The organism is Labrenzia sp. THAF35, from assembly GCF_009363595.1.
GTDB lineage: Bacteria > Pseudomonadota > Alphaproteobacteria > Rhizobiales > Stappiaceae > Roseibium > Roseibium algicola.
In genome coordinates, this window is record NZ_CP045380.1 from 3,304,205 (window position 1) to 3,329,073 (window position 24,869).

27 protein-coding genes and 1 tRNA gene are annotated in these 24,869 nt (G+C 59.6%); 12 read left to right on the forward strand and 16 right to left on the reverse strand.

What is annotated here, in order from left to right; all coding sequences use genetic code 11:
* Window positions 1-70: 70 nt before the first annotated feature.
* The 4 genes from FIU93_RS15060 to gatC all read right to left on the reverse strand — a co-directional run bounded on the left by FIU93_RS15060 (window position 71) and on the right by gatC (window position 3,899).
* Entirely contained in the window at window positions 71-1,180 is a 1,110-nt protein-coding gene (locus tag FIU93_RS15060; protein ID WP_152506050.1) for an NAD(P)/FAD-dependent oxidoreductase, read from the reverse strand.
* A gap of 446 nt (window positions 1,181-1,626) precedes the next feature.
* Window positions 1,627-3,111, reverse strand: coding sequence for an Asp-tRNA(Asn)/Glu-tRNA(Gln) amidotransferase subunit GatA (gene gatA, locus FIU93_RS15065; RefSeq protein ID WP_023000568.1), 1,485 nt, complete (start codon window positions 3,109-3,111; stop codon window positions 1,627-1,629).
* A 12-nt stretch (window positions 3,112-3,123) separates the two neighbouring features.
* The gene (locus FIU93_RS15070) at window positions 3,124-3,597 is read right to left on the reverse strand and encodes a GNAT family N-acetyltransferase (protein WP_152506051.1); all 474 of its coding nucleotides are present in this window, start codon (window positions 3,595-3,597) and stop codon (window positions 3,124-3,126) included.
* Window positions 3,598-3,611: 14 nt separating this feature from the next.
* Window positions 3,612-3,899 (reverse strand): Asp-tRNA(Asn)/Glu-tRNA(Gln) amidotransferase subunit GatC, encoded by a 288-nt coding sequence (gatC, locus tag FIU93_RS15075; protein WP_152506052.1) that lies wholly within the window; start codon window positions 3,897-3,899, stop codon window positions 3,612-3,614.
* A 156-nt stretch (window positions 3,900-4,055) separates the two neighbouring features.
* On the opposite strand from gatC, the gene FIU93_RS15080 reads away from it, so the two are divergent.
* The 5 genes from FIU93_RS15080 to FIU93_RS15100 all read left to right on the forward strand — a co-directional run bounded on the left by FIU93_RS15080 (window position 4,056) and on the right by FIU93_RS15100 (window position 7,500).
* Complete coding sequence (locus tag FIU93_RS15080; RefSeq protein ID WP_152506053.1) at window positions 4,056-4,439, forward strand: darcynin family protein; 384 nt, start codon at window positions 4,056-4,058, stop codon at window positions 4,437-4,439.
* Complete coding sequence (locus tag FIU93_RS15085; protein ID WP_173017335.1) at window positions 4,432-5,040, forward strand: TetR-like C-terminal domain-containing protein; 609 nt, start codon at window positions 4,432-4,434, stop codon at window positions 5,038-5,040. The genes FIU93_RS15080 and FIU93_RS15085 overlap by 8 nt, the downstream gene beginning before the upstream one ends.
* 151 nt (window positions 5,041-5,191) lie before the next feature.
* Window positions 5,192-5,686 (forward strand): YHS domain-containing (seleno)protein, encoded by a 495-nt coding sequence (locus FIU93_RS15090; RefSeq protein ID WP_031269160.1) that lies wholly within the window; start codon window positions 5,192-5,194, stop codon window positions 5,684-5,686.
* A gap of 233 nt (window positions 5,687-5,919) precedes the next feature.
* Window positions 5,920-6,717: a siderophore-interacting protein gene (locus tag FIU93_RS15095; RefSeq protein ID WP_173017336.1), complete on the forward strand. Its 798-nt coding sequence runs from the start codon at window positions 5,920-5,922 to the stop codon at window positions 6,715-6,717.
* A gap of 168 nt (window positions 6,718-6,885) precedes the next feature.
* Complete coding sequence (locus tag FIU93_RS15100) at window positions 6,886-7,500, forward strand: MliC family protein (protein WP_055655377.1); 615 nt, start codon at window positions 6,886-6,888, stop codon at window positions 7,498-7,500.
* A gap of 74 nt (window positions 7,501-7,574) precedes the next feature.
* Here FIU93_RS15100 and FIU93_RS15105 read toward each other — a convergent pair whose 3' ends face one another.
* Window positions 7,575-8,591, reverse strand: coding sequence for a 1-aminocyclopropane-1-carboxylate deaminase (locus tag FIU93_RS15105; RefSeq protein ID WP_023000576.1), 1,017 nt, complete (start codon window positions 8,589-8,591; stop codon window positions 7,575-7,577).
* A gap of 157 nt (window positions 8,592-8,748) precedes the next feature.
* On the opposite strand from FIU93_RS15105, the gene FIU93_RS15110 reads away from it, so the two are divergent.
* The 3 genes from FIU93_RS15110 to FIU93_RS15120 all read left to right on the forward strand — a co-directional run bounded on the left by FIU93_RS15110 (window position 8,749) and on the right by FIU93_RS15120 (window position 11,269).
* Window positions 8,749-9,213, forward strand: coding sequence for an Lrp/AsnC family transcriptional regulator (locus FIU93_RS15110; RefSeq protein WP_075283526.1), 465 nt, complete (start codon window positions 8,749-8,751; stop codon window positions 9,211-9,213).
* 212 nt (window positions 9,214-9,425) lie between these two features.
* Entirely contained in the window at window positions 9,426-10,640 is a 1,215-nt protein-coding gene (locus FIU93_RS15115; protein WP_152506056.1) for a GTP-binding protein, read from the forward strand.
* Window positions 10,637-11,269, forward strand: coding sequence for a DUF1826 domain-containing protein (locus FIU93_RS15120; protein WP_152506057.1), 633 nt, complete (start codon window positions 10,637-10,639; stop codon window positions 11,267-11,269). The genes FIU93_RS15115 and FIU93_RS15120 overlap by 4 nt, the downstream gene beginning before the upstream one ends.
* A 24-nt stretch (window positions 11,270-11,293) precedes the next feature.
* Here the strand turns inward: FIU93_RS15120 and FIU93_RS15125 are convergent, their stop codons facing one another.
* The 6 genes from FIU93_RS15125 to FIU93_RS15150 form a co-directional block, all read right to left on the reverse strand.
* A complete protein-coding gene (locus tag FIU93_RS15125; RefSeq protein WP_173017337.1) occupies window positions 11,294-11,836 on the reverse strand; it encodes an NADPH-dependent FMN reductase in 543 nt (180 codons plus the stop codon).
* 89 nt (window positions 11,837-11,925) lie between these two features.
* A complete protein-coding gene (locus tag FIU93_RS15130) occupies window positions 11,926-12,549 on the reverse strand; it encodes a LysE family translocator (RefSeq protein WP_152506059.1) in 624 nt (207 codons plus the stop codon).
* A gap of 45 nt (window positions 12,550-12,594) precedes the next feature.
* Entirely contained in the window at window positions 12,595-13,179 is a 585-nt protein-coding gene (locus FIU93_RS15135) for an HD domain-containing protein (protein ID WP_077292395.1), read from the reverse strand.
* Entirely contained in the window at window positions 13,179-13,928 is a 750-nt protein-coding gene (locus tag FIU93_RS15140; protein ID WP_062488201.1) for a pyridoxine 5'-phosphate synthase, read from the reverse strand. Before FIU93_RS15140 ends, FIU93_RS15135 begins: the two co-directional genes overlap by 1 nt.
* A gap of 118 nt (window positions 13,929-14,046) precedes the next feature.
* Window positions 14,047-15,726, reverse strand: coding sequence for an SDR family oxidoreductase (locus FIU93_RS15145; protein WP_152506060.1), 1,680 nt, complete (start codon window positions 15,724-15,726; stop codon window positions 14,047-14,049).
* Entirely contained in the window at window positions 15,719-16,159 is a 441-nt protein-coding gene (locus FIU93_RS15150) for a DCC1-like thiol-disulfide oxidoreductase family protein (RefSeq protein ID WP_152506061.1), read from the reverse strand. Before FIU93_RS15150 ends, FIU93_RS15145 begins: the two co-directional genes overlap by 8 nt.
* 255 nt (window positions 16,160-16,414) lie before the next feature.
* Here FIU93_RS15150 and FIU93_RS15155 point away from each other — a divergent pair, with 255 nt between their 5' ends.
* Window positions 16,415-17,674 (forward strand): GGDEF domain-containing protein, encoded by a 1,260-nt coding sequence (locus FIU93_RS15155; protein WP_152506062.1) that lies wholly within the window; start codon window positions 16,415-16,417, stop codon window positions 17,672-17,674.
* A gap of 85 nt (window positions 17,675-17,759) precedes the next feature.
* On the opposite strand, the gene serA is transcribed toward FIU93_RS15155, so the two are convergent.
* Complete coding sequence (gene serA, locus FIU93_RS15160) at window positions 17,760-19,004, reverse strand: phosphoglycerate dehydrogenase (RefSeq protein ID WP_023000587.1); 1,245 nt, start codon at window positions 19,002-19,004, stop codon at window positions 17,760-17,762.
* Between the two features lie 273 nt (window positions 19,005-19,277).
* Here serA and FIU93_RS15165 point away from each other — a divergent pair, with 273 nt between their 5' ends.
* Window positions 19,278-20,021, forward strand: a complete 744-nt coding sequence (locus FIU93_RS15165; RefSeq protein WP_152506063.1) for a hypothetical protein — start codon at window positions 19,278-19,280, stop codon at window positions 20,019-20,021.
* A 62-nt stretch (window positions 20,022-20,083) separates the two neighbouring features.
* Here the strand turns inward: FIU93_RS15165 and FIU93_RS15170 are convergent, their stop codons facing one another.
* The 3 genes from FIU93_RS15170 to FIU93_RS15180 all read right to left on the reverse strand — a co-directional run bounded on the left by FIU93_RS15170 (window position 20,084) and on the right by FIU93_RS15180 (window position 23,455).
* The gene (locus tag FIU93_RS15170; RefSeq protein ID WP_152506064.1) at window positions 20,084-20,896 is read right to left on the reverse strand and encodes an arylamine N-acetyltransferase; all 813 of its coding nucleotides are present in this window, start codon (window positions 20,894-20,896) and stop codon (window positions 20,084-20,086) included.
* A gap of 181 nt (window positions 20,897-21,077) precedes the next feature.
* Window positions 21,078-21,650 (reverse strand): acetolactate synthase small subunit, encoded by a 573-nt coding sequence (gene ilvN, locus FIU93_RS15175; protein ID WP_023000590.1) that lies wholly within the window; start codon window positions 21,648-21,650, stop codon window positions 21,078-21,080.
* Between the two features lie 29 nt (window positions 21,651-21,679).
* A complete protein-coding gene (locus FIU93_RS15180; protein ID WP_055655364.1) occupies window positions 21,680-23,455 on the reverse strand; it encodes an acetolactate synthase 3 large subunit in 1,776 nt (591 codons plus the stop codon).
* Window positions 23,456-23,725: 270 nt separating this feature from the next.
* Between FIU93_RS15180 and FIU93_RS15185 the strand changes: the two genes are divergently transcribed.
* Both FIU93_RS15185 and FIU93_RS15190 read left to right on the forward strand, forming a co-directional pair.
* Entirely contained in the window at window positions 23,726-24,082 is a 357-nt protein-coding gene (locus tag FIU93_RS15185; protein ID WP_152506065.1) for a hypothetical protein, read from the forward strand.
* 80 nt (window positions 24,083-24,162) lie between these two features.
* A tRNA-Lys gene (locus FIU93_RS15190) sits at window positions 24,163-24,238 on the forward strand.
* Window positions 24,239-24,367: 129 nt separating this feature from the next.
* Here the strand turns inward: FIU93_RS15190 and FIU93_RS15195 are convergent.
* Window positions 24,368-24,775, reverse strand: coding sequence for a hypothetical protein (locus FIU93_RS15195; RefSeq protein WP_075284435.1), 408 nt, complete (start codon window positions 24,773-24,775; stop codon window positions 24,368-24,370).
* Between the last annotated feature and the right edge of the window lie 94 nt (window positions 24,776-24,869).

Sequence of the window (24,869 nt, forward strand, 5' to 3'; positions counted from 1 at the left end):
CGCTTGTTCGTTCGACTTTCAAACGTCCAAACAGCCGGTTGGTTTCATATTTTTTTGAAATAAATTCCGCTCAGATGCCGATTGTAACCAGCTGAGCAACGTAACTTCCGATTGCCATGGCCGATGTGAGGCCGGGGGATTCGATTCCGTAGAGCGTGACCAGACCCGCAAGGCCATGATCTGACGGCCCGTCAATTCGGAAATCGGCCGCGGGTTCACCCGGACCGACGATCTTGGGCCGGATGCCGGAGTAGTCGGGCAGGAGTGCATCGTCCGGCAGGCCGGGCCAGTAGCTGCGGATGGCGGCATAGAACCTGTCGCCCCGGGCGGGATCCACCCTGTAGTCGGCAACCTCCACCCATTCGACATCCGGACCGAAGCGTGCCTGGTGCTGCAGGTCGAGTGTCAGGTGAACACCGAGCCCGCCGGGTTCCGGCACGGGGTAGATGAGCTTGGAAAAAGGGGCCTTGCCCTGAAGCTTGAAATAACTGCCTTTTGCGAGGTAGGCGGCCGGTGGATTGGCACCCTCAAGCCCGGCAGCCAGGGCAGGTGCGCCGTGGCCTGCGGACAGGATCAACTCCTTGCAGGTGAGGGCATAGGTTTCCGCTCCCTCCGTTTCCGCATGCACCCGGTAACCGCCATCAGCCAGGCGCTCGAGGCGCGCAACTCTCGTGTTCAGCACAACCTGACCGCCGTTAGCATCGAGCTCTCCCTGTAGAGCCAGCATGAAACCGTGACTGTCGACGATGCCTGTGGAGGGGGAATGCAGTGCGCCGGTGCAGGCAAGCTCCGGTTCGGCTTCGTTCAGGCTGTCCTGGTCCAGGAATACGAGATCTGTAACGCCGTTTTCCGCCGCTTTGCGACGGATTGACTGCAGTTGCTCCAACTGATCGTTATTGGACGCAACGATCAGTTTTCCAATCTGCTCGAAACCGACGCCATTCTCGGCACAAAACCGGTAAAGCCGTTCTTTGCCCTCCACACAAAACCGAGCCTTCAGGCTGCCCGTGGGATAGTAGATGCCCGCGTGGATGACTTCCGAATTGCGGGCGCTGGTTTCCGATCCGATCAGGCCATGCTGTTCCAGCACCATGACCTCGCGACCGGTCAGCGCCAGTTCACGCGCAATCGCAAGTCCAACGGCACCGGCACCGATAACGAGGGTTTCAATGTCATGCATGGTGTTGCCGGCAATCCTGGTCGCGCGTTCTTTTCCTTGTCAGCCCGTCATGCCACGGCTTGCTCCAGACGTCGATGCTGGAACTGCGGATGGAAACACAGGCCTGGGAGTCAAATCAACGAACTTCGCTCTGCCTTGGATTGAAACCCATAATCCACACTCCGTTGTTGCCGGGCTCGACCCGGCAATCCGTCCGGTTCGTATGAGGAGCCGCAAGCATCAGCGAATAACGATGAAAGGGCGCGGCTTCAATACCACGTTTGAGCCATGGCATGACGGTGGAGGGGATGTTTGCTCCAACCCAGTTCACGCCAGGAAAATGCTCTTAAGGAGACTGCCGGCACAAAGCGGCGGCAATGTTATGGTCAGGCTGTGACGGACCGGAGAAAATCAGGTGTGCAGCCCCGGGCCGATGAAAGGTCCGGGGCGCATATCAACAAACGGGATCAGCTCCACCAGGCTTCCGGTGAGAACGAGCCGGCGGCATCTTCGATGACCTGACCGACCTGGAACAGGGTGCTTTCCTCAAAGGGTTTGCCGATCAGCTGAAGACCGAGCGGCAGGCCATTGTTGTCGAGGCCGGCCGGAACGGAAATGCCCGGAAGACCGGCCATGTTGACGGTCACGGTGAAGATGTCGTTGAGGTACATTTTCACCGGGTCGGAATGAAGGTCCTGGTCGGCAACACCGAAGGCTGCCGAAGGGGTTGCCGGGGTCAGGATTGCGTCGACGCCGTTTTCCCAGGCGAGGTCGAAGTCGCGCTTGATGAGGGTGCGAACCTTCTGGGCCTTCAGGTAGTAGGCATCGTAGTAACCGGCGGACAGCACATAGGTGCCGATCAGGATACGGCGCTTGACCTCTTCCCCGAAGCCCGCTGCACGGGTGTTCTCGTACATCTCGACGATGTCCTTGCCCGGAACGCGAAGGCCGTAGCGCACACCGTCGTAACGGGCGAGGTTCGAGGAAGCTTCCGCCGGTGCCACGATGTAGTAGGCCGGCAGGGCGTATTTGGTGTGCGGCATCGCAATGTCGACGATTTCCGCACCGGCATCCTTCAGCCAGTCGATACCCTTCTGCCAGAGCGCTTCGATGTCGGCAGGCATGCCGTCCAGACGATACTCCGCCGGAATGCCGATCTTGAGGCCCTTCACGGATTTGCCGATGGCCGCTTCATAGTCCGGCACAGGCAGATCGACCGAGGTGGTGTCCTTGGCGTCGACGGAGGCCATGGACTTCAGCATGATCGCGCTGTCCCGAACGGTGTGAGCAATCGGGCCGGCCTGGTCGAGCGAGGAAGCAAAGGCAACAACGCCCCAGCGGGAACAACGGCCATAGGTCGGCTTGATGCCGACAGTGCCGGTGAACGCGGCCGGCTGACGGATGGAGCCGCCAGTGTCGGTTGCGGTGGCACCCATGCACATGCGGGCGGCAACGGCGGCGGCAGAACCACCGGAAGACCCGCCTGGGACGAGATCCTGGTTCGAGTTCTTCTTCCGCCACGGGTTGATCACCGGGCCGTAATAAGAGGTCTCGTTGGAGGAGCCCATGGCGAACTCGTCCATGTTCAGCTTGCCGAGCATGACCGCGCCGTCGGCCCACAGGTTGGACGTAACGGTGGATTCATAAGCGGGTTTGAAGCCGTCCAGAATGTGGCTGCAGGCCTGGGTGTGTACGCCCTGGGTGGCGAAAAGGTCCTTGATGCCAAGCGGGATGCCTTCCAGCGCACCGCCTTCGCCCTTGGCAAGCTTGGCGTCGGATGCCTTTGCCATGTCGCGCGCCTTGTCGGTGGTCACGGTGACATAGGCATTCAGCTTTTCATTGGCGGCTTCGATGTTCTTGATGAAGGCATCGGTCAGTTCCAGGGACGTGTAGTCCTTGTTTTTGAGGCCTTCGCGGGCCTCGGCAATGGTCAGTTTGGTCAGATCGGTCATGGATTTGAACTCTCAGGCGGCCACAAGCGGCCGGGAATAGAAGATGGAATAGGGACTGTCGGGATAATCGAGCACCGGTCCGCAGCGGCTGAAGCCGGCTCGTTCATAGATGCGCCAGGCTGCCGGGTGTTTGTCGCCGGTTTCCAGAACGAGCATGGAAATGCCCTCCCGGGTTGCCAGCTCAATGATCCGGTCCAGAATGCGGCTTCCCAGGCCGAGGCCCTGATAGGCCGGTCTGGTGTACATGCGCTTGACCTCGGCAATGCCGTCAGCGTGCCGGTGCAGGGCACCGCAGGCAGCTGCCTTGCCGTCAATCCGTGCAACGAAGACAGTCGTTGCCTCACCGGACATCTCTTCAGCCGTCATGTGGTAGCAGGCCTCGGGCGGGCTAAGTGTCAGCAGCAGGTCGTTCAGCTCGGCAATCATCTCACCCATGTCGGCAGACAAGGACGTTTCGACGGCAATAGCTGGAACGGGTGCGATCATCCGGGTTGGTCCGCTTATTCGACGACTTTCGGCACCATGAAGAAATTATCTTCGGAGGCCGGTGCGTTCAGGGTGATGTCGGCAGCCTTGTTGCCGTCGGTCACGCCGTCAGCGCGCTTTTTCATGGTCTGTTCAACCACGGACGTCAGCGGTTCGACTCCGGAAATATCGACTTCGTCCAGTTGCTCGACAAAGCCGAGAATGGCGTTCAGTTCGCCAGTCATGCGGGTCGCGTCTTCTTCGCTCACCTTGATGCGCGCCAGCCGGGCAACGCGTTTCACCGTATCGGTATCAACAGACATGTGTTCCTCGTCGTTACTGGTGCCTGAAGCGGAAATCCGCTCATGGCTTGCGCTCTTCTTGCGGCGGCCGCGCGGGGAAGGCAAGAGCGCAGGCTTGCCTCGCGGGAGAAATCGGAATAAATCGGTACCACTGGGAACCGAAATAAGGATTTGCACGTGATCCAGTCTTGCGAAACGATTCGGCCATTGCCGATGGCGGCCATCGTCTATCTGGCTTTCGAACCAGCCTGGCTGGCGCTCAGCCGCCAGGAAAGAGGCGAGATTGCCGGCCAGATCGGCACAATCCTGGCGCGTCATCCAGAGGTTGCTTTCGAGTGGTTCGACGCCGATGCCCTGGCAGGCGGGTATTCGGATTTTGCGATCTGCCGGTTTTCCGACATGCGCGCCTATCATCACTTGTGGGAGGAACTGCGCGACACGGTGATCTTCTCAAAACCCTATGCGCGGATCGTCAACGTGACGACCGGCATCGAGAATGGCTTTCAGGACTACGAGGCAAATCTTCAAAGTGCTGCGGTTGCGGAGGCTGGAGATGCCTGAGGAAGGCGCTGCCGGCCGGCCGCGGGAGGGCCGGGTCAGCAAGGCGCTTCTGGAGGCTACGCTGTTTGAGCTTGCCGAAAACGGCTATGAAAAGACGACGATTGCTGCCATTGCGGCGCGAGCGCGCACCAGCAAGCAGGCGGTCTACCGGCGCTATGCGGACAAGGGCGCGCTGATTGCGGCGTCTGTCGAAGCAGCTCTTGCCAGCGTGAACCCGGCACCGCCTCAGCGGGGCAGTGTTGCGGAGGATCTGCGGCAATGTCTGTCGAACACCGTTGCGGCCTTGCAGGATACCGCGTTGGGCGCGGCGGTTCGGGCACTGGTTCCCTATCGAAGCAGACCGGACCTTGCCGGCGTCCTCGATGAGGCGGAGGCTGCCAGACGTCTGGTCCTGCGGCAGATCTTCATCGCGACCCCGTTCGAAGCTGACATGGAAGCGCGGATCGATCTGCTTCTCGGCCTCATCTATTTCCGCCTGCTAATCCGCAATATCAGGATCGAGACGAGGGACATAGAAACGGCCATCTATCTGGTGCTGGGGCTGGTGGCACCGCGCCAACCCGTACCACGCCCGGATCTGCCGGGCCTCCCCGGATTGTGAAGCCAGCCGCCATCACGATTTTCTCGCTCGCCGTTAGCGGCTCTGTGATCAAGGGTGATTGGCCAAATTCTGCGGCAGAAGACATGTTTTTTTCCGCGTGGAGCGTTAGGCTTCACCTGAACACGCCATTCACACCCCAATGGAGACGCACATGCCGCTCTATACGTCCAAATCCGTTCTGCTGGGACTGACCGCGCTCTTCTCCGCTGCTGCCTTTACCGCTTCCGCTGATGAGATCACCACTTTCACCAAAGGCGGGGCTGCAATCGGCGGCACCGATCCGGTTGCCTATTTCACGGACGGCAAGCCTGTTGCCGGCTCCGATGAATTTACCGCAGAATATGACGATGTGACCTGGAAGTTCTCGTCCGCGGAAAACCGTGACAAGTTCGTTGCCGACCCGGCGAAATATGCCCCTCAATACGGCGGCTTTTGTGCCTTCGGTGCCGCCATGGGTTTCAAGGTTCCGGTGGTGCCGGAAGCCTGGTCGATCGTCGACGGCAAGCTTTACCTGAACAACTCCCTGAAGGTGCAGGAGCGGTTCGAGGAAGATGTGCCGGGATATATCCGCAAGGCGACCCTCAATTGGGACATCATCAAGGAGAAGAACCCGGGCGATCTGAAAGAGCCGATCATCCGCGACTGATCTGCCGAGTGTTTTCATGGCCTGGGCCCGTCAATCGGCGGGCTCAGGCTTTTTTCCGGAATAACATGAACCGCGCACGCGCCATCCAGGCTAGGCGTTGCGCGAACCTGGCTCGGAACCGCGCAGGTCCCTTCTGCAAGGCGCCGTTACACTTTTCCGAAAGGCAGATCTTTAAATCGGCTATCGTCGATGTTAAATCTTGAGATTATAACTCAAGATTTATGAGGTCCTCCTTGGCCACTCCTGCGAAACGCCAGCCCAGATTTCTAACCGTCAAGTCGACGCACTACCTCAGTCCAAATCTTATCCGTGTCACCTTTGCCGGCCCGGAGTTGCAGGGTTTTCCCGAAGGGCACGAGGGCGCGAACTGCAAGTTGTTGTTGCCGCGCGACGGCGAAAGCCGCGAGGCCTTTGAAGCGCATTATGCGCCGGACGGGCCTTCCGAACGCGTCCATCCGGTTCGCACCTATACTGTCCGTTCTTTCCGCCGGGATACGCTGGAACTCGATATCGACTTTGTCGCTCACGGCGACGAAGGGCCTGCAACGCGCTGGGCACAGCGGGCGGCAGAGGGGGATTTCCTGGGCTTTCTCGGCCCGAGCCAGCCGAAAATCACCGAGTTTCATGCCGACTGGTATTTGCTTGCGGCAGACCTTTCGGCAATGCCGGTGGTCGAAGCGACGCTGGAGGCTATGCCGCGCGAGGCAAGGGGTCTCGTGTTGTTCGAAGTTCCGTCAGAAGACGACAAGCGCGAGATTGCAGCACCAGAAGGCGTGGAAATCAGATGGCTGGTCCAGGATAACCCGCATCTGCCTTCAACCGCGCAGGTTGACCTCGTGAAATCTCTGGAATGGCCTGCGGGAACGATCCAGACCTGCATTGCAGGTGAAAGCTCCGTCATTCGGGCCCTTCGGGATCATCTTCACAACGAGCGGAAAGTGCCGAAGGCGGACACCTACATTTCCGGCTACTGGAAAATCGGACTTGTCGAGGACGAGCATCAGCAGCTCAAACGGGCGGAAGCCGCCTGAGGTCTCTTGCTGGAACATCGCACTTCTCGCCGGTTGGGCTCGCTCCAACCGGGTGGATGCAGAACGCCGGTCTGACCGTGTGGTCGAATATCTTCCGGCGACCCAAATCTTGCCATCAACCTGAGATCCGTTAGATCTGTTGTTCCAGGTCTTTCGGGAGGCATTCTCATGCGTGGTTTTGCAGTTGGTCTTGGGCTCGTTGTTGCCGGGTTCGCCTTTGTGCCGGCGGCTTGGGCAGCCGGCCCGGCCTTCGATTGTGCGAAGGCGGAAAGTTCGGCCGAAAAGCTGGTCTGTTCGAATGATGATCTTGGAACACTGGACCAGAAACTGGCTGATATCTATGAAGGCGCGGTTGGCGTCGTGAAGTCGCTTGATGCGGGCGCCGAAGAGGAACTCAACACGCTGAAGGCCTATCAGCGCGGCTGGGTGAAAGGGCGCGACGAATGCTGGAAGAGCGACGACGAACTCTCCTGCGTCCGCTCGGCCTATGAACGCCGGATCGCGGAACTGACAGCGCGCTATCAACTGATCAAGGGACAGGCCCCGGTCTCTTACACCTGCAACGAAAACCCGGCAGATGAGATCGTGGCGACCTTCTTCGATACCGAGCCACCGTCTGCACGGTTGGAGCGCGGTGACACGACCGAGATCGTGGTTCAGGGGCCGAGCGGATCCGGCGCGCGCTACGAAGGCGATTTCGGCATTCTTTTCTGGATCAAGGGAGACGAGGCCATGGTGGACTGGCCTCAGGGCACGTCTTTCGATTGCAAGGTGCGAAGCTGACAGGCCTTTGACCGCCTGTCAGACCGCAGAAAAAAGTCGGCCGGTGCGATAAGGCAGCGGCCGCCTGCTCATAATCAGCCGTCCTTGTAATAGTAGCTATAGCCATTGAGGGCGGGGGCGCCGCCGAGGTGCGCATAGAGCACCTTCGATCCGGCGGGAATCTTGCCAAGCTTGACCAGGTCGATCATGCCTTGCATGGATTTGCCTTCATAGACCGGGTCGGTGATCATTGCCTCGGTCTTGGCGGCAAGCCGGATGGCGTCGTTTGTCTCTTCAGAGGGAACACCATACGCGGGGTAGGCGTAATCGGGATTGATCACGATCTCGTCGTCCCGGACCGCGCGGCCAAGTTCCACAAGGGAGGCCGTGTTGTCGACGATCTGGCGAACCTGCGCACGGGTCTGGTCAAGGGTGCCGGAGGCGTCGATGCCGATTACGCGGTCCGCCCGGTTCTGGTCGGCGAAGCCCACGATCATTCCGGCCTGGGTGGAGCCGGTAACCACGCAGACGATGATGTAGTCGAACGTGAAACCAAGCTCTTCTTCCTGCTGCTTCACTTCCTCGGCAAAGCGCACGTAACCAAGACCACCGTATTTGTGGACGGAGGCCCCGGCAGGAATGCCGTATGGCGTGCCACCCGCATCGCGGACGGACTGCATTGCGTCTTCCCAGCTCTGGCGGATGCCGATGTCGAAGCCGTCATCGACCAGGCGGGAATCCGCCCCCATCAGACGCGTCAGCAGAATGTTGCCGACCCGGTCGTAGACCGCATCGTAGTGCGGTACCCATTTTTCCTGCACCACGACGCATTTCATGCCGATCTTTGCGGCGGTGGCTGCAACCATGCGGGTGTGGTTGGACTGGACACCGCCGATGGAAACCAGCGTGTCTGCGCCGGAAGCGATCGCGTCGGGTACGATATATTCCAGTTTCCGCAGCTTGTTGCCGCCAAAGGCAAGGCCGGAGTTGCAGTCGTCCCGCTTTGCATAAATGTCCACCTTGCCGCCAAGCGCTTCGGAAAGCCGGGGTAGAGGTTCGATGGGCGTTGGGCCGAAGGTGAGGGGATAGCGTTCAAACTTGCTGAGGTTCATGGAGCACACCGGATTGATTGTTGACCCTTTGAGCCTTGCAGAAATTTTCAGAAAGGTGCTTTCAAAGTTTGATGTATTTTTTCTGTTATTGAGAAGTTGAAGCGTATATTGATTCATCAATCATCGAACTAAGGTCAAAAAACTGAAAGATTCTTCCATGGCTGGTGAGCTCGACCGGATTGACCGCAAAATTCTCAAGCTGCTGCAGGAAGATGGCCGTCTCAGCAACGCCGAACTTGCCGGTCTGGTAAATGTCAGCCCGGCCACCTGTCACAGGCGGACGCAGCGGCTGTTCGACGAGGGCTTCATTCAGGGCGTGCGCGCGCACATCGATCCGCAAAAGGTCGACAGATCTGCCCTTGTGATCGTGGGTGTGGTGCTGGACCGGTCGACGCCACAAAGTTTTGCGGAGTTTGAAGAGGTGGTTCGCAAGGCGGACTTTGTTCTCGACTGCCACCTGGTGGCGGGCGACTTCGATTATTTCCTGAAGATCCGCACACGGGACATGGCGGACTTCAACAAACTGCACGGCGAAAAGCTGATTGCGTTGCCGGGTGTGCGGCAGACCCGAACGTTTTTTGTCATGAAGGAAGTGACGGACAACGCGCCGCTGCCTTTCTGAAACAGTTCGTCTTCCCTGGCTTCCTGGTCGCCGGCCTCGCAGACCGGACGACTGATGAGCGCCCCGGATCTGCTGCCTGAAATTCCCTTCCATTGTTCTGCCGTCAGCGAGCCTCGATCGCCCTGGCTTAAAAAACGGTTGCCTTGGTCACCGGCAATAAAGTACAGATTTGATATGTAATAACATAACATGACAAACTTGCTGGAGGCCATATGTCCGATCGACGCCTGCCTGTAACCGTTCTGTCCGGGTTCCTTGGAGCGGGAAAAACCACCTTGCTCAATCGTATCCTCAACAACCGTTCCGGGTTGAAGGTGGCTGTAATCGTCAACGACATGTCGGAGGTGAATATCGACGCAGACTTGGTGCGGGCAGGCGGCGCGGAGCTGAGCAAGACCGAGGAAACCCTTGTCGAGATGTCCAATGGCTGCATCTGCTGCACCTTGCGCGACGATCTGCTGAACGAGGTTCGCCGCCTGGCTGGCGAAGGGCGGTTCGACTACCTGCTTATTGAATCAACGGGGATATCCGAACCGTTGCCGGTGGCAGCGACTTTCGAATTCCGAGACGAAGCCGGCGACAGCCTTGCCGATGTGGCAAGGCTCGACACGATGGTGACGGTGGTCGATGCGGTCAATCTGCTGAAGGATTACTCCAGCCATGATTTCCTGAGCGATCGGGGAGAGACGCTAGGCGAGGAGGACGAACGCACGCTGGTGCATCTCCTGACGGACCAGATAGAGTTTGCCGATGTGGTGGTTCTCAACAAGGTGGGTGCCGCGTCGGCCGGACAGGTGGATGCTGCCCGCAAGATCATCCGCAGTCTCAACGCGGATGCGAAGATTATCGAGACCGACTACTCGGAAGTCTCGCCTTCCGACATCCTGAACACGGGGCTCTTCAATTTTGAAAAGGCTCATGAACACCCGATGTGGGCCAAGGAGCTTTACGGCTTTGCCGACCATATTCCCGAAACCGAGGAATATGGTGTTGCCTCCTATGTCTACCGGGCACGGCGGCCGTTCGATCCGGAAAAGATCCATGAGCTGCTCAACGGGCAGTTGCCGGGCGTGATCCGCGCCAAGGGCCATTTCTGGGTCGGCAGCCGGCCGCAGTGGGTGATCGAGTTCTCGTTGGCCGGGGCGCTCTCCAGCATCAGTCCGCTTGGCACCTGGTGGGCGTCGGTGCCGCAGGAGCGTTGGCCGGATGACGACCGCGCCCGGGCCTATGCGAAGTCGCTCTGGGTCGAACCGTTTGGCGACCGGCGGCAGGAAATTGTCTTCATCGGTGCGGGCATCGACTGGCCACTTCTGAAAAGCCGGCTCGATGCGTGCCTGATCGGCGAAAGCGCGGGGAACGAACTTTCGGCCTTTGCGCAACTGCCGGATCCCTTTCCAGCCTTCCGCCATGCGGACCGCGCAGCATGACAGCGCTGGAACCGAAAGTGGACGCCTTTTCGAACGGGCCTGCCGCACGGGATGTGATTATCGGCCGGGATCCGAACATTCTCGCCGACATTCGCGATCCGGGCATCGCCGCCGCTATCTGGCGGCGAACGCCGGATCCCGAATTTCAGAGGTGGGTGAATGCCTTGCCGAAAGACAACCTGCCGGACCTGCGCACGGTGGTGCCTGTGCATCTGGCAGAGGCGGCTGTCCGGGCGGCTTGCGAGAGTCATGGACTTCCTGCGTGTCGGGAGAGGGACATGCTGGCAAGTGATGTCGGGGCACTTGCCCTGATACTGGCAAAGACGCTGACAGTGCGTCTGCTGCGATTGCGGCTGGATGTTTCGGAAGACGTCATGTGTCCGAAGTTCCACCTGGACAATGTTCGCGCCCGGTTGTTGTGCACGTATCGCGGGGCGGGAACGGAATATGTGCCGGAAAATGTGGCCGAGGAGCCTGGTCGCATCCGTCAGGTGCCGCCTGGGGGCGTTGCCGTTTTTCGCGGCCGGCAATGGTCCTGCGACGAAAGAACCGCTCTCTTGCACCGGTCTCCGGCCGCAACTCCGGCAGGTGGCCCGCGGCTTCTTCTGGTAATCGATCCGGCAGACTAGGCGGGCTGGATTTCCGAAGGGGGTTCAGCCACGCTCTCGGCTTAGCCAGGTTTGATATCGGTCGAGGTGTCGCGTGACGATCGCGGCAAGGGAGGCATCCGTACAGATCATCTCAGGGGTGATGGCATTGCTGGTGAGGCCAAGCGAAAATCCGGCTTCGCTGACGATTTCGGCGGACATGGTCCGGAGGATCTCTTCCAGCTGAACCGGGGCAAAGGCGTGGCGGGAGGTGACGTGGGCAAGCGCGACCGGCTTGCCCGGAAACTTCTGACAACCAACCATCCAGTCGAGAGTGTTTTTGAAACTGCCGGGCAGTGCATGCATGTATTCCGGCACGGCGAACAGCAGCCCGTCGGCGCGCGCAACCTGTTCACGCAGGTCGATGACGATCTCCGGCAGGTGGTCGGTAATATCCAGATCCGGCACGAAATGCGGCAGATCGCCGATGCGGTCATAGCGGTTGAGAACGAGCCCGTCGGGCGCCAGTCGTTCTGCTGCGCTCAGCAGGGCCAGATTGGACGATGCAGCACGAAGACTGCCGCAAAATGTAAGGATCCTGAAGGGCAAGAGACTGGTCCGGTTGAAGGAGGCTAGGGGCGAGCCTATCGGATTCGCCCCGTATCGTGATCCCCCAACGACCGACCAGTTTGCGCCTTTTACCGGCTGGCAGCGGCCAGTGCTGCACCAAAGCCGACAAAGAGCGTGCCTGTGATCCGGCGTACCCACAGCATGCGCTTTGCAGACGTCAGGAAGCGGCGCATGTGACCGCCTGCGTAGGCAATTGCGGCATGGTTGGCGAAACACAATGCGGCGTAGGTGAAGGACAGCACCGAGATCTCCGTGAGATCGATGCCGTCGGCGCGCATGAATTGCGGGAACAGCGCGGTGATGACCAGAATGGCCTTTGGATTGGTGACGGAAACGAGCAGCGCCTCCAGAAACAGCTTTCTGGGGCTTTTGCGGGCAATCAGGACACCATCTTCCACGTGAAAGGCAGACTTGTCGCGCCAGATCTTGAGGCCGATGAATATGAGATAGGCGGCACCAATGACCTTCAGCACCGTGAAGGCCACGGCGGAGGCTGCCATCAGTGCGCCGAAGCCGAGGGCGACCGCGTATCCCAGGATTACCAGTCCCGTGGCATTGCCTGCCGCGGAAGCGAAGGTCGCGTTACGGCCGAACCGGAGCGTGTTGGAAATGGCCAGCATGACTGCCGGGCCGGGACTGACGGCAGGCAGGAGCGAGACGGCAATAAAGACGAGCCAAAGATCTATCGGCATTTCGGTTCTCGAGAAAAGGCTGCGGGGTGCAGCCGGAAGGATGTTTCAGGGCAGCAGCCGGCCGTCGCGTACGGCCTTGTTCAGCAGGTCCTGGGCAAAATCCCAAAGACCCGGGAAGGGAGACAGGCGGGATTCCTTCGTCAGCTTCAACGCTTCGGCGGAAATGGGTTCATGGGTCGGATCGTCCAGGCCGGATGCAAAGACCAGCACCATCGGATGTAGCGCGTCCATCGCGTTGGCGAATTTGGCTTCCGGTGTTTCGTTGGCTTCGAACTCCAGCCAAAGAGCCTTGAAATCCAGGCCTTGCGATGAGGGAAGCAGGGCGAACAGTCGGCTTGCGGCTGCCTGTTCAAGATCCTTGATGCCGGCCCGGTTGTCGTCTGTGACCCAGTGGTCGCCTGCGTCGATCTCGACCAGGTCGTGAACGGCGAGCAGTTTGACGACGTGGTTGATGTCGGTGCCGGCAGGGGCGTGCTCGGCAAGCGTCAGCGTCTGCAGGATCACGTGCCAGCAGTGCTCGGCCGTGGTCTCGCGCCGGGCGCCGCCCGTGAGCTGGTTCAGCCGGACGACTTCCTTCAGCTTGTCGGTTTCCAGAAGAAACGCGACCTGCTTTTCCAAAGTGTCGTTCATCAGATCTCGCCCATTGCCCGGCGGAAGCGGGCAACGCTTTCGGCAAAGCCATGGATCAGCGCATCGGCGGTAAAGCCGTGGCCGATCGACATTTCCCGAATGAAGGGCGCGCGCGCCATCAGGGCAGGAATGTTTTCGACGGTCAGATCATGCCCGGCATTGACGCCGAGCCCGCAGGCCTGGGCGGCTTCCGCCGTGGCGACAATCATGTCGAGTTCCTTTTCGGCGCGTGCCGGGTCGTCGTAGCAGGCACCATAGGGGCCGGTGTAGATCTCGATACGTTCCGCCCCGAGCCTGGCAGCGTGTTCGGGAGCCGCCGGGTCCGGATCGCAGAAGAGCGAGACCGTGACCGCCCACTCCTTGGCGGCGGCAATCGCCGTTTCCAGCGCGCCGGTGTCTTTCGAAAAGTCCCAGCCATGGTCCGAGGTGGACTGCTGCGGGTCGTCCGGCACGAACAGGACCTGTTCGGGGCGGGCTTCCTCCACCAGCTTCATGAAATCGGGGGCCGGATAGCCCTCCAGGCACAGTTCCTTGTTCGGGAACCGGTCCTCGATCAGCTCGGACAGCTCGAACACGTCCGTCTTGCGGATATGGCGTTCGTCCGGACGAGGATGCACGGTGATGCCCTTGGCGCCGGCTTCCATCGCGATGGCCGCAAGGCCAGTCACGCTCGGCCAGGGCAGATCCCGGCGATTTCGCAACATGGCGATGGCGTTGACATTGACGGAAAGGCGCGAAACGGCAGGCATGATTGATAGTCCGGTGAAAACGGTTCTGATCTGGCTTTAAGAGACTGGGTCAGGTTCGCAAGATTGTGTCAAAAGCTGTTGAAGTCAAACGAGGAATTGTCACTAGAGACAATGTTTTTCAGTGTTGGTGGGGCTTCAGCCACCCTTGATATCGCACGAGCCGCCCGAGACCGGGCAGGGAGATCTCGACGTCAAAGCGGAAGATGCCATCCGGTGCCGTCTCGGCTGTTTCGCTGATCGGCAACAACCAGCGCGGCAAGGGAATCCCAAAAAGTTTGCCACTGCGAACGGGATAGGCGAGTGCATGGCCTTTCAGATTCAGGTGAATCTTGAACGTTGTTGGTCCGAAGCGCTCCTGAACGACGCCGGAGCCCGGTGCACCTGACAGGCTGAGCACGGACCGGAAAGTCTTGCCGCCGAAATTGCGCTGCCAGATTTCCTTGTCGCCCTGCCGCTTGTTGGTCACTTTCACCGGAGTTGCATCTGCTTCGGGCGGAAAGCCGACGATACGGCACAGCAACTGGCCGAGCCGCGAGGTGCCGCGCGTGACCTTTGCCTCACCGATCCATTGCCGGCGGTCAAATACTGTGTGAAGGGAGCGGATCCTTTCCGGCAAAGCTTTGAAGGTGCTGCTGCCGAGTGCCTGCTGGAACAAGACCGGTGCAGCCTGCTTTGCAGCGAAGGTGCGGACGTTCAGATGAGCGGTGGCCTCCTCGACGTCTGCCAGCTTGAATTCACCAAGGCTTGGCCGCGCTCCGGCTGGAACAACACCTTCGACGAGGTGCTTGCACAAGATAGCGCCCGGGACTGCCGGGATATGCGGCCCGTCGCCGGCTTCCGCAATCAGAGACCAGCTGGCGGCCAAGGGCTGGCCGTCCTTGCCAAGCCCAGCAAGCCGGACTTCCATGCCGCCGCGGTCGGACCCGAACCGTTCGAACCAGCCCGCGACAGTACGAAGGAGTGGAGCGGCAGCTTGCAGTGACCTGACAAGGCGAAGACGCACCAGCCAGGAGAGAGCCCAGAGGCCCAGATGAAGGAGGGAGAGTTCAAGTCCCGCCCGGAACAGCACCGTTCGGGCGTTGTAGACCTTGGGAAAGAGTGTCAGATCCGGCGCGCCGATGAAACTCGACCAGCGCTTTGAAAGGCCGCTGCTGCCTTCCGGGCCGATCCGGCGCCGGGAGAGACCAGACCAGCCGATGACCTTTGTCCATCCGCCATCGCGGTAGACGGAAACGGGCTTGCCGGACTGGGCCAGGATCGCTTCGATGACGGAGAGGCCACGAGGTGCACGATTGCCAGGCAGGATGGTGCTTTCGATCAGGTCGACCTGTGAGAACTCATGCCGAAGAGCTTCGACCGCAACCGAAGAGAGAGCCGGTACGCTGGAAACGCCTGACAGCACGGTCAGTCCGCTCAAGCGTGCCTGCTCATCGAGCACAGGAATACCGCTGGTGAACCCGGCATCGTCGGAAAGATCCAGATAATGGCTCCCGGCGGCAAGCGCGGCTTCCGCAACAGCGTAGGGGGATTGCCTGTAGGCCTGAAACGGTCCGGCGGCGTCGACGGTGACGAAAGGGCGAAGGGCGAGAAGGGCAGCAGCGAAATCAGGTGCCGTCCGATCCAGAACGGCGGCAGTGCCACCATGCCGGCGACAGAAGTCTTCAGCCTTTTGCTGGCTGCGGCCTGCAACGATGACATCCAGATGCTCGTGCCTCAGCAGCGCCTCCGCCAGCTTTCCGCCGAAAACGCCGTAGCCACCGAGTACGACGATGCGTTTCCTTCGGGAAAGTTCAGTCAAGGAGCCGTTCCTTCAGGGCCGCCGACGGCAGGGGACAGGTTCGTCTGCCGAGCCGATAGCGGTTTTGGGCAATCCTGTCATAAGTCCAGTCCGCGAGCCTGCGCGGCAGAAGATCCAGCACCGTGAGCGCCTTCCAGGGCCAGCCGAGACTTTTCATGGCTGCGGTGAAGGACGCCATTTTGGTGTAGGCCCGGCCGCGGCAGATAACGATGTTGGTTTCCATCTTCTGCGGGTCGAGCCCGTGGTGCCGGTAGAGTGCCTGACCGATGTCCGAGTGGGCGTCGACAAAGCGAAAGCCTGCTGTCCGGTCGTGCCTGGCGACGAACCGGGCAAAGCCGGAGCACAGAACGCAAATGCCATCAAAGACGATCAGGTTGTCGGGAAGATGTGCAAGGGCAGGCGGGGCCGGTTTGACGTTGCGTCTGGTTTCCATCGTCTTGGGGCTTTCGCGGGCAATGACAGGTTTCCGCCTCTCATGTAGGGTTGCAACGCAGGGTTCGGCGAGCCCGCACAAGGTCGCAGTACAGTATTACGACTAGGTTTTCAGGTTCCGCCGTTTCCTCTAAGACTGGCCGCAAGGGGCCCGATTCTTAAGCTTGTTCCGGACTGAAACCGATTTCGGTGTCGATCCGAACGAGAATCAATGCATACATCGAGGTCTCGGATCGAGAAAACTACCAGGTAATCCATGGCCATCTCCAACGCGCTCCTCCTCTTGGCCCAGGCAGCCGTTTATTTCATCGTCATGATGAGCCTTCTGCGGGCTCGTCAGGTGATCGGTATCGGCGTCTTCATGTGCGCGCTTGGTGTGATGCATTTCCTGGAAACATATCTCGCCAGCGTCTTTTACATCGAGTTGCCGTTCGGCATTGTCTCCCCCGGTTCGACAGTGCTTTTTTCCGGCAAGCTTCTGATGATCCTGCTGCTCTACATCCGCGAGGATGCGCTGATCGTCCGCCAGCCGATCTACGGCCTGTTGACCGGCAACTTCCTGATCGTCGCACTGGTGATGATCCTGCGGAACCACGATACCATCTCGGTCACGGACGGCCGCAATCCGGATTTCGCCTTTATCGATGAAATGGGACTGCTGATGGTCTGGGGCACCATCTTGCTGTTTGTCGACGCGATCGCGATCATCGTGCTTTATGAGCGGATCGGCAATTGGGTCGGGCGGCACCTGGGCCTGCGTTTCCTAATCTGCGGCGCGGCAGTGCTGACTTTCGACCAGGCCGGGTTCTTCCTGGCGCTGCATTATGTTTCCGGTGCACCCTGGCACGTGTTTGTCGGCGGCTGGGCAGCCAAGATGGTGGCTACGCTGGTCTATACGGCGCTGTTCATCCTCTACCTGAAGTATTTCGACAACGAGAGCAGCTGGCTCACCAACAGGTCCTTCAAGGACGTGTTTCAGGTGCTGACCTACCGGGAGCGCTATCACAAGCTTCTGGAAGCTTCCATTCGCGATCACCTGACCGGCACGCTTCACCGCAGCCAGTACGACCAGAATGCGCCCAAGATCCTGGCCAAGAACCTGCAGGAAAACCGACCCCTGTCCCTGCTCGTGATCGACATCGATCACTTCAAGCAGGTGAACGACCGGCACGGCCATCAGGCCGGTGACGAGATCCTGAAGATGGTTGCCCGGCTTCTGGCCGACAACCTGCGTTCCGACGATCACCTCTACAGGGTGGGCGGCGAAGAGTTCGTGCTTCTGTGCGAGAAACTGTCGGTGGAAGGCGCGACCTCCATGGCCGAGCGGCTGCGCAAGGCGATCGAGCGGTTCAGCAAGATCTATCTTCCGGAAAAGGTAACGGTCAGCATCGGTCTGGCCAGTGCGCCGCAGGACGGCGACACAATGGAGGCCCTGTTCCGGCAGGCGGACCTTCGGCTTTATGAAGCCAAGAAACAGGGGCGCAATCGGGTCTTCAGCCCGGTCACGGTGGATTAGACCAATCTGGTAAGCCAAAGCGTTTGAAAAAGAAAAAGCCCTGGAAATGCTCCAGGGCTTTTGTCGTTTCTGAAGGCCGGGACGATCAGACCCGGTTAAGCAGCCTTGCCCGGATGGTGTTGGGCAGGGTGCGGATCTCTTCCAGAATGCTGACCGGATCTTCCACTGGGCTGTCGACATCCAGAACGACGTAGCCGATGTCCAGATGGGACTGCATGTACTGGGCACAGATGTTGAGGTTGTGCCGGGTGAAGAGGTCGTTCAGCGTGCGCATGGCACCGGGCGCATTGTGGTGCACCTGGATGAAACGCGTGGCCGACGTGCCCTTGGGCAGTTGAACCTGCGGGAACGAGACGGCGCCGATGGTGGACCCGACATCGGAGTATTCCACCAGTCGCTTGGAGACTTCCTCACCGATCCGGTCCTGGGCCTCTTCCGTCGAACCACCCACGTGCGGGGTCAGGATGACGTTGTCGAGGCCGCGCAGAGGCGACAGGAATTCGTCCTTGTTGGACTTCGGCTCGACCGGGAAGACGTCGATGGCAGCGCCTGCCAGGTGGCCGGACTTCAGCGCGGCAGCCAGAGCGTCGATATCGACAACCTTGCCGCGGGCGTTGTTGATCAGGAACGCGCCCTTCTTCATCTTCGAAATCTGGTCAGCACCGAACATGTCGCGCGTTTCCGGCGTATCGGGAACATGCAGGGACACGACATCGGATTCAGCCAGCAGGCCATCGAGGCTTTCGGACGGCATCACGTTGCCGTGCTGCAGCTTGTCGACGAGATCGAAGTAGATCACCCGCAAGCCCATGGCCTCGGCCAGGTTCGACAACTGCGTGCCGATATTGCCGTAGCCGACGATACCAAGTGTCTTGCCGCGAACTTCGTGGGAACCGGCAGCGCTTTTCATCCAGCGGCCTTCGTGGGCAGCGGTGGATTTCGGGAAGACGCCGCGCATCAGCATGACGATTTCGGCAACGGTCAGTTCGGCCACGGATCTCGTGTTGGAGAAGGGGGCATTGAACACCGGGATGCCGCGCGTAAGCGCGCCCTTGAGGTCGACCTGGTTGGTGCCGACGGAGAAGCAGCCGACAGCAACCAGGCTCTTGGCCGCTTCCAGAACCTCTTCGGTCACCTGGGTACGGGAGCGGATGCCGAGCATCTGGACGCCCTGCAGCTTGTCGATCAACGCGTCCTTTTCCAGGGCTCCGGACAGGACTTCAACGTTTGTATAACCGTGTTTTTCAAGAACCGCGCGCGCGGTCGGCGAAATGCCTTCCAGCAGCAGCCAGCGGATCTGGTTTTTCGGCCGGGAGAGACCGTGAATCATGGCGAAATGCCTTTTGGTCTGATTGGTTTGAATCGCGCCGGATCGGCGCTAACAGCGCGCGTGTCGTATACGCGCTCGTTCACGTCGCGTCTAGGGCGCCATTTTGATGGAACGCAAGCCGACACCGCGCGTTTTGTCACCCCGGTGTTTGTGAAAGCGGTTGCTGACGGACGACAGCCTGTGCCAATAAGCGGCGGGGGCGCGTTACGGCCGGATCTCCAACCGGCTGCTTGAATAAAATCCGACACCAAGCGAGAGCAGGGACCCCGATCCATGTTGAATTTGAGCGGGCCTCAATTCGATTACGAGCCATATCCCGTTTGCTATGTAACAGATGTATTGCCACTGGAAATGTACCGGTCACTCGTCGAGAGCTATCCTGACAAGGATCTGTTCAAATACATGCCAAACCTCGGACACAAATATTCTCTGTCCGACATCAATAATCCGGATAACTACTACAAGTTCCTGTCAGATACACCTGATTGGAAAACGTTTTACGATCATGTGAAATCCGAGAACTTCATAAGCAACGTGCTGGATATGTTGGTCGCCAACAATATCGACCTGGGCCTGCGCAGGCTCAAGGTGATTGCGAAGGACGGGCAGCGGAAGGCCAGCCTGCTGAGTCGCCTCCGTCGCCAGACCGAGATCAGTGCCCGGTTCGAGTTCTCGATGATGCCGGCAAACGGCGGTCAGATCCTGCCGCACACCGACGCTCCGCATAAATTGATCACGCTGGTTCTGTCCATGATGGAGCCGGGAGCCTGGGATCACGCATGGGGTGGCGGCACGGCGGTGTGCCTTCCCAAGGACCGGACGAAGGTCTTCAACCACATCAACAAGGCGATGCCCCTCGAGGATGTTGAAACGCTGAAGACATTCCCGTTTGAGGAAAACCAGTGTGTCCTGTTCGTGAAGACCTACAATTCCTGGCATCACGTCGCGCCGATGAGCGGACCGGACGACGCCCCCTTGCGCAAGACGTTGACGATCAATATCGAGAGCAAGCTTTAGGGAAGGCGAGGCCTGTGGGGATGCCACAGGCCTCTCGGTATTGCGGTGCTGTTGCACCCAATTCAGTCGAGACGGCGCAGATCCCTCAATCGCAGGGCAATGGCGTGAACCGTGTCGTCGTCATATCCGAGGCCAAGGTCGTTGCGCATGAAGCGGCCAAGGTCTTCCGCTTCCTCGATCAGCCACTCCCGCTTGTTGCCACCGCCGACAAACCGAGCCCGGCCGTCCAGAAAGCTGATGAAACCCCGATCCGTGAGCCGGTAGAATTTCATGCTGCCCGCAAAGGACTGTCTGGGCGAGGCGGCGCACAGGAAATTGGCGGCTTCAATGTCGACAGGGCGGACGTCTACCCGGTCAAATCCGTAGAGCGCGAACCAACCCTCCTCAGTCTGTCGTTCCAGTACGTGCTCTCCTGACGCAGCTTCAAGGCGTATCCTGTAGACCTGGTCGCGGACCTGCTGGCGTTCTTCTGAAATGCGCACAGGCTCGGCTGGAGCCTGGCCGCCGAACCCGGCATCGACCAGCCATTCGGTTCCATCACATGTCACGACATGGGCAAGGTGTGAGCGTGCTCCGCCCTCCGCCGCCCCCATACGCACCCGGGCAAGCACCTGCCGGGAGGAAAAGCCGATGGCTGCCAGTGCGTCACCCAGCAGAGAGTTCAGCTCGAAACAGTAACCGCCGCAACGGTGTTGAACGAGCTTTTGCCAGAGGCTGTCCCGGCCAAGCTCCGGAACCTTGCCAAGAAAAGGCAGAACGTTTTCGAACGGGATGGCGCTGATCTGGGCGGCCTGCAGGGCCCTCAAGCCGTCCAGGGTGGCCGGGCACGTCTCCAGGCCAATCCGCTCAAGATAAATATTAAGATCGAAGGGCATGGGCAGGTTCTGTCCGGTTTCGAGGTGTCCGATGCATGTAGGCAAGTCTTCGGCTGTTGCCAAGGAACACGACGGCGGGAGTTCGCCCGATCTGCTGTGTGCCGTGCCTCAACATGCTCAGGAAAACAAAAAAGGCCCGCCGCACCGGGTGCGACGGGCCTTGAGATCAGAAAGCGACCCCTTAAAGGCCTTCTGGTCCACGCTGAACGGCAGCGACGCCGGTGCGGGAGACTTCGACCAGACCGAGCGGTTTCATGATGGAGATGAACTGCTCGATCTTGGAGGTCCGGCCGGTGATCTCGAAGACGAAATGTTCCGTCGTCGCGTCGATCACGGTGGTGCGAAAGGCATCCGCAAGGCGCAGGGCCTCCAGGCGCTTTTCACCGGTGCCTGCCACCTTCACCAGGGCAAGCTCACGTTCCAGCGGCTTGTCCTGGTTGGTGCGTTTGGCGCGAACGGTCAGGTCGGTCACCCGGTGCACCGGCACCAGCCGATCGAGCTGGTGGCGGATCTGCTCGATGATCATCGGCGTACCGGTGGTCACGATGGTGATGCGGGACAGGTGTTTCTCGTGTTCGGTTTCCGACACGGTCAGGCTGTCGATGTTGTAACCACGGCCGGAGAACAGGCCGATCACGCGGGCGAGGACACCCGGCTCGTTGTCCACGAGCAGCGATAGGGTGTGGGTTTCGATTTCGTTGCTGACTTCTGCCAGGAAATAGGCGGAAGGCGCATCAACATTCTGTGCGTTCATTTTCTTAAAGTCCTTTTGCCTATTTCACCTTAAACGAGCGACTTGCCTTCGGCGCTGATGGCGTTGGCAACCGCTTCGTCGTTGGCTTCGTCCGGCAGCAGCATTTCGTTGTGAGCCTTGCCCGAGGGGATCATCGGGAAACAGTTGGTCAGATTGGCAACGCGGCAGTCGAACAGGACAGGCTTGTCGACGGCAATCATTTCCTCGATTGCCCCGTCCAGATCACCCGGCTTTTCGACCCGGAACCCAACCCCGCCGTAGGCCTCGGCCAGCTTGACGAAGTCCGGCAGGCTGTCGGTGTAGGAATGGGACAGACGGTTGCCGTGCAGCAGCTGCTGCCACTGGCGCACCATGCCCATGTACTGGTTGTTGAGGATAAACACCTTGACCGGCAGGCCGAACTGAACGGCAGTCGACATTTCCTGGATGTTCATCAGGATCGATGCATCGCCGGCAATGTCCACGCACAGCGCGTCGCGGTGGGCCACCTGCGCACCGATGGCAGCCGGCAGGCCGTAGCCCATGGTGCCGAGGCCGCCGGAGGTGAGCCAGTGGTTCGGCTCCTCGAAGCCGTAGAACTGGGCCGCCCACATCTGGTGCTGGCCGACTTCGGTGGAAATGAAGGTCTTGCGGTGCTTGGTCAGTTCATAGAGCCGCTGGATCGCATATTGCGGCATGATGACGTCGCTGTTCGGCTTGTAAGCCAGCGAGTTGCGTGCCCGCCACTGATCGATCTGCGTCCACCAGTCCTTCATGGCCTTGGCGTCGGATTTCAGCGAAGAGGACCGCCAGATCCGCACAAGGTCTTCCAGCACGTGGGCGACATCGCCGATGATCGGCAGGTCGACATTGATCGTCTTGTTGATGGAGGACGGATCGATGTCGATATGAATCTTCTTCGAGTTCGGCGAGAAGGCATCGGTCCGGCCGGTGATGCGGTCGTCGAAGCGGGCCCCGATGCAGATCATCACATCGCAGTCGTGCATGGTCATGTTGGCTTCGTAGGTGCCATGCATGCCCAGCATGCCGAGCCAGTTGTCGCCGGACGCCGGATAGGCGCCGAGGCCCATCAGGGTGGAGGTGATCGGGAAGCCGGTCAGCGATACCAGTTCGCGCAGCAACTGGCAGGCCTGCGGGCCGGAGTTGATCACACCGCCGCCGGTATAAAGCACCGGCTTCTTGGCGTTGGCCATCAATTCGGCGGCCATGCGGATGCTGGAGGCATCGCCCTTCAGCTGCGGACGGTAGCTCTTGTGCGCGGCAGCCGGGTTCGGCGTCGGGCCCTGGTAAGTGCCGGTCGCGAACTGAACGTCCTTCGGAATGTCGACGACAACCGGGCCCGGACGGCCGGAAGTGGCGACATAGAAGGCTTCATGCAGAATGCGCGGCAGGTCGTCGACATCGCGAACCAGCCAGTTGTGCTTTGTGCAGGGGCGGGTGATGCCGACCGTGTCGCACTCCTGGAAGGCATCGTTGCCGATCAGATGGGTCGGTACCTGGCCGGAAATGCAGACAAGCGGAATGGAATCCAGCATGGCGTCGGTCAGGGCAGTCACCATGTTGGTGGCGCCTGGACCGGAGGTGACCAGGGCAACACCCGGTTTGCCGGTGGAGCGGGCATAGCCTTCGGCGGCATGGCCTGCGCCCTGTTCGTGCCGTACGAGAATATGCTCCAGACCTTCCTGCTGAATGATCTCGTCGTAAATGGGAAGCACAGCACCGCCCGGGTAGCCGAAGATCGTGTCAACTCCCTGGTCTTTCAGCGCCTGGATGACCATTTCGGCGCCGGTCATTTCCCGTGTCATTCGTTTCGTCCTTGCATTCTCGCCTGTGGATCAGGCTTTGGCTCACATAACTGTTTGTTTTTCTGTCAATCCTGCCCGATCGGGCGCGGACTGATAAAACACTGTCTGTCTGGCCTGACGCATGCGGCGTCAAAGATCCGGGCAGTGGTGGAAAATGCGTGGTCAGGAGGCGGGTACAAAAAAAGGCCCCTTTGGGAGCCTTGGTCGCGCGCCATCCTGTCCGTACGGGGTTATCCCGCCGCGGAGGCGCGCTTTCCTACTACTACTAGAATGAGCGACATTGCCATGTCGTCCCGGTCCTTTGATGCTGCAGGCCGTCTGGCCCGGTTCGACGTCGTTGTGGAACTCCCGAAACCGGGTTTGTCCCGCCAACCTGAGGCAAGCCGATATGACAGCGACTTCAACAAGCTGGCCCAAGCCCGTCACGTCTGCCCCGGTCTTGATGCGCCGCACCCTAGTCAGGCGGATAAAACCGGTCAAGCCTTAATTTCGAAAATTGCGCAAAAGATCGAAGATGTTTCTGAAAGTTGCCTTTCGGGCGGCGTTAACGAGCTTTCCTTCCGGCGGCTGCGGATTTTCTCCGGGTTGCGTTTCCCGCAGACCGGCCATGATAAAAAATTGTCATAAAAACCGTTGCGCCAAATCGGATCGCACTATATACACCCGCCATCCGACGTGCCGCGCGGTTCTCGCGGCCCTGTCGCTTTGGGTGTGTAGCTCAGTTGGTAGAGCAGCTGACTCTTAATCAGCGGGTCTGGGGTTCGAGCCCCCACTCACCCACCATTTTCTTCTCCTGGAAATTATGCAAATGCCAAGGCGCCGCGAGTTCGCGCCGTGCTTCTTATTGTGCATTTTGTCGAGATCCGTGGCCGCCGGTCGACGGCCACGAGATTCAGTGCGTGGTTGCTGCGATCAGCAGGGGAACTCGTTCGTGATGAATTTCGAATCCTTCAAGGTGGTGAAACAGGTGCTGCCGTCCTTGAAGTAGGTGTTCTCGTGGCCGCAGACCATTGTCTCGTCCCGGAAGCCCTGTTCACAAAACTGGCCGTCCTTCACTTCCCATTTCAGTGTTTTCTTCGCGGGCTTTTTACCCGTCACGGTCACCACGGCGATCTTGTTGCCGTTGTCGTTCCATTCGACAATCCAGTCACCGGCTTTCTTGCCGTTTTTTCCGTAGAAAATTCCTTCGATCTTGTTGCCGGACAAGATCTCGATCCGTTCGGCTTCTGTCATCGGCTTGGCTGATGCCGGAAGATCCTTGGCGATTGAGCCAGTTGAAATTGCACACATTGCAGCAAGCAAGAAAAGTTGCTTCATCATCGTGTTCTCCAATCAAGTTCAATATCAATCAACAAGTCCTTGCACAGTAACGTCTGAACTGTAGTTGTGCCCGGTGACGGTGACAACTTGATCA

Bases quoted from the DNA above. Each gene is read 5' to 3' on its own strand.
- FIU93_RS15060 (WP_152506050.1), bottom strand. From the start codon at position 1,180: ATGCATGACATTGAAACCCTCGTTATCGGTGCCGGTGCCGTTGGACTT.
- gatA (WP_023000568.1), bottom strand. From the start codon at position 3,111: ATGACCGATCTGACCAAACTGACCATTGCCGAGGCCCGCGAAGGCCTC.
- FIU93_RS15070 (WP_152506051.1), bottom strand. From the start codon at position 3,597: ATGATCGCACCCGTTCCAGCTATTGCCGTCGAAACGTCCTTGTCTGCC.
- gatC (WP_152506052.1), bottom strand. From the start codon at position 3,899: ATGTCTGTTGATACCGATACGGTGAAACGCGTTGCCCGGCTGGCGCGC.
- FIU93_RS15085 (WP_173017335.1), top strand. From the start codon at position 4,432: ATGCCTGAGGAAGGCGCTGCCGGCCGGCCGCGGGAGGGCCGGGTCAGC.
- FIU93_RS15090 (WP_031269160.1), top strand. From the start codon at position 5,192: ATGCCGCTCTATACGTCCAAATCCGTTCTGCTGGGACTGACCGCGCTC.
- FIU93_RS15100 (WP_055655377.1), top strand. From the start codon at position 6,886: ATGCGTGGTTTTGCAGTTGGTCTTGGGCTCGTTGTTGCCGGGTTCGCC.
- FIU93_RS15105 (WP_023000576.1), bottom strand. From the start codon at position 8,591: ATGAACCTCAGCAAGTTTGAACGCTATCCCCTCACCTTCGGCCCAACG.
- FIU93_RS15110 (WP_075283526.1), top strand. From the start codon at position 8,749: ATGGCTGGTGAGCTCGACCGGATTGACCGCAAAATTCTCAAGCTGCTG.
- FIU93_RS15115 (WP_152506056.1), top strand. From the start codon at position 9,426: ATGTCCGATCGACGCCTGCCTGTAACCGTTCTGTCCGGGTTCCTTGGA.
- FIU93_RS15120 (WP_152506057.1), top strand. From the start codon at position 10,637: ATGACAGCGCTGGAACCGAAAGTGGACGCCTTTTCGAACGGGCCTGCC.
- FIU93_RS15130 (WP_152506059.1), bottom strand. From the start codon at position 12,549: ATGCCGATAGATCTTTGGCTCGTCTTTATTGCCGTCTCGCTCCTGCCT.
- FIU93_RS15135 (WP_077292395.1), bottom strand. From the start codon at position 13,179: ATGAACGACACTTTGGAAAAGCAGGTCGCGTTTCTTCTGGAAACCGAC.
- FIU93_RS15140 (WP_062488201.1), bottom strand. From the start codon at position 13,928: ATGCCTGCCGTTTCGCGCCTTTCCGTCAATGTCAACGCCATCGCCATG.
- FIU93_RS15150 (WP_152506061.1), bottom strand. From the start codon at position 16,159: ATGGAAACCAGACGCAACGTCAAACCGGCCCCGCCTGCCCTTGCACAT.
- FIU93_RS15155 (WP_152506062.1), top strand. From the start codon at position 16,415: ATGGCCATCTCCAACGCGCTCCTCCTCTTGGCCCAGGCAGCCGTTTAT.
- serA (WP_023000587.1), bottom strand. From the start codon at position 19,004: ATGATTCACGGTCTCTCCCGGCCGAAAAACCAGATCCGCTGGCTGCTG.
- FIU93_RS15165 (WP_152506063.1), top strand. From the start codon at position 19,278: ATGTTGAATTTGAGCGGGCCTCAATTCGATTACGAGCCATATCCCGTT.
- FIU93_RS15170 (WP_152506064.1), bottom strand. From the start codon at position 20,896: ATGCCCTTCGATCTTAATATTTATCTTGAGCGGATTGGCCTGGAGACG.
- ilvN (WP_023000590.1), bottom strand. From the start codon at position 21,650: ATGAACGCACAGAATGTTGATGCGCCTTCCGCCTATTTCCTGGCAGAA.
- FIU93_RS15180 (WP_055655364.1), bottom strand. From the start codon at position 23,455: ATGACACGGGAAATGACCGGCGCCGAAATGGTCATCCAGGCGCTGAAA.
- FIU93_RS15185 (WP_152506065.1), top strand. From the start codon at position 23,726: ATGAGCGACATTGCCATGTCGTCCCGGTCCTTTGATGCTGCAGGCCGT.
- FIU93_RS15195 (WP_075284435.1), bottom strand. From the start codon at position 24,775: ATGATGAAGCAACTTTTCTTGCTTGCTGCAATGTGTGCAATTTCAACT.